The sequence below is a fragment of the Vibrio sp. Vb0598 genome (assembly GCF_033338935.1).
Classification (GTDB): Bacteria; Pseudomonadota; Gammaproteobacteria; order Enterobacterales; family Vibrionaceae; genus Vibrio; species Vibrio alginolyticus.
Genome location: NZ_JAWOTP010000334.1, coordinates 1 through 1,004, shown reverse-complemented (window position 1 = coordinate 1,004; position 1,004 = coordinate 1). Strand labels below are relative to the sequence as shown.

Annotated in this window: 1 protein-coding gene and 1 pseudogene; both read left to right on the top strand. The window is 45.2% G+C overall.

The features are described from left to right. Positions 1-435 (top strand): annotated as a pseudogene (locus R7Q38_RS25100) (UDP-N-acetylenolpyruvoylglucosamine reductase); the annotation flags it as partial. Then, on the top strand, positions 432-1,004 hold a 573-nt coding region (gene birA, locus R7Q38_RS25095), incomplete at its 3' end, for a bifunctional biotin--[acetyl-CoA-carboxylase] ligase/biotin operon repressor BirA (protein WP_318114766.1). The pseudogene R7Q38_RS25100 and the gene birA, both read left to right, overlap by 4 nt.

Genomic DNA, 1,004 nt, shown 5'->3' with positions numbered 1-1,004 from the left:
GAATTAAGTCCAAATGCAATATTTGAACGTGTGTGCCAAGTTCGTATGGAGAAACTGCCAGACCCAGCTAAAGTCGGTAACGCAGGGAGTTTCTTTAAAAACCCTGTGATCAGCCAAGATCATTATGATCAACTCATTCGAAAGCATAGCGACATGGTGGCTTACCCTGCAAACGAGGGAATGAAAGTGGCAGCCGGTTGGCTGATTGACCAGTGTGGTTTGAAAGGTATTTCAGTCAACGGTGCTCAGGTGAACCCTTTACAAGCGTTGGTATTAACAAATGTCGACAACTGCAGTGCTGATGACGTGGTTGCACTTGCTTCTCTGGTGAAAAGGGCGGTGTGGGATAAGTACCAAATTGAACTCGAACACGAAGTGCGCTTTATGAATCGTCAAGGTGAAACTAATCTCGCTAAGATTGAGGCGGCTCAATGAGAAAAGAACACTCAGTGAAGCTACATATCCTTAAAACACTCAGCGATGGCGGTTTTCATTCAGGTGAAATGCTTGGACAACAACTGGGCATTTCTAGAGCGGCAATTGCAAAGCATATTAAAGGGTTGAATGATTGGGGAGTGGATATTTATCGTATCCAAGGACGAGGCTATCAACTGGCTCATCCTCTTCAATTACTCGATGAAACTCGTCTGAAAAATGCCATTAGCACTCCGGTAGAACTGATTTCCGTGATCGATTCAACGAATCAATATTTGTTAGAGAAAGTCAGTGAATCCGATAAAGGGCGAGTTTGTATCGCTGAATATCAGGCGCAGGGGCGCGGTCGTCGCGGACGTCAATGGATATCGCCATTTGGCACCAATCTGTATTTGTCTATGTACTGGCGTTTAGATGCGGGTATGGCGGCAGCGATGGGACTGAGTTTGGTCGTGGGTATTGCTACAGTCGAAGCACTGGAAAGTATCGGTATCCAAGGTGTTAAGCTTAAGTGGCCAAACGACATCTACTATCAAGATAAAAAACTAGCCGGTATTTTAGTGGAGATG